The 1250-nt window shown below is 73.0% G+C and carries 1 protein-coding gene; it reads left to right on the forward strand.

Annotated elements, in window-relative coordinates:
• Positions 1-1250: family 78 glycoside hydrolase catalytic domain (locus AB0J09_RS65110; protein ID WP_360714545.1), on the forward strand; the 1250-nt coding region annotated here is incomplete at both ends.

A 1250-nucleotide genomic window follows, 5' to 3' on the forward strand; every position in this document is an offset into this window, starting at 1 on the left:
ACACCGCCAACCTCCGCTCCGCCGAGGCCACCGACCACTACGTGGCGGCGGGGCGGCCGGAGGAGACGTTCGAGCCGCGCTTCACCGTGCACGGGTTTCGCTACGTCGAAGTCAGCGGCCACGCCGACTTCGACGTCGTGGGCCGGGCGATGCACTCGGACACGCCGGTGGCGGGCGATTTCTCCTGCTCCGACGCCATGGTGCGGCAGCTCATGAGCAACGTCCGATGGAGCCAGCGCGACAACTTCGTCTCCGTGCCGACCGACTGCCCACAGCGGGACGAGCGCCTCGGCTGGACGGCCGACGCTCAAGTGTTCCTGCCCACGGCCTGCTACAACGCCGACGTGGCGGCCTTCTTCACCGATTGGCTGGCCGACCTGCGCTGCGCGCAGGACGCCGTGGGCGGAGCGGTGCCCGACGTGGTGCCGCACGTCATGACCGGGCGGCACGGCACGCCCGGCTGGGCCGACGCCGCCACGGTCGTGCCCTGGCACCTCTACCGGGTGTACGGGGACGAGCGGATCCTGCGCGACAGCTTGCCCAGCATGCGCCGGTGGGTCGACCACGTCGAACGCCACAACCCCGGCCTGATCTGGCGCGACAAGGTCGGCAGCCACTACGGCGACTGGCTCCAGGCGGGGGTCCAGACCTCCCGCGACGTGATGGCCACCGCCTACTTCGCACTCAGCGCGGACCTGACGGCGCGGGCGGCGCGGGTGCTGGGCGACCCGTCGGCCGACCGGTACGCGGCGCTACGGGCACGCATCGGAGAGGCGTTCGCGCGGGAGTTCATCGCGGCCGACGGGAAGATCACGGGCGACACGCAGACCGCCTACCTGCTGGCGCTCGCGCACGACCTGGTGCCCGCCGGCCTCGTGCCCGCCGCCGTCTCCCACCTGGTGGCCGACCTGGAGCGGCGGGGGCGGCTGCTGACCACCGGGTTCGCCGGGGTGGCGCTGCTCGGGCCCGTCCTGTCGGAGCACGGGCACGCCGACCTGGCGTACGCGCTGCTGCACGACGACCGCTACCCCTCCTGGGGCTACTCGATCAAGCGCGGCGCCACCACCATCTGGGAGCGCTGGGATGGCTGGACGGAGGAGGCCGGCTTCGGCCCCGTCGCGATGAACTCCTTCAACCACTACACGCTCGGCTCGGTCGGGGCGTGGCTGTACGGCGGGGTCGCCGGGCTGGGGCAGGAGGAGGGCTCCGTGGGCTTCCGCCGGCCGCTGATCCGGCCGCTGGTCGGGGGC

It is taken from the genome of Nonomuraea sp. NPDC049784, from assembly GCF_040659615.1.
In the GTDB taxonomy this organism is placed as follows: Bacteria; Actinomycetota; Actinomycetes; order Streptosporangiales; family Streptosporangiaceae; genus Nonomuraea.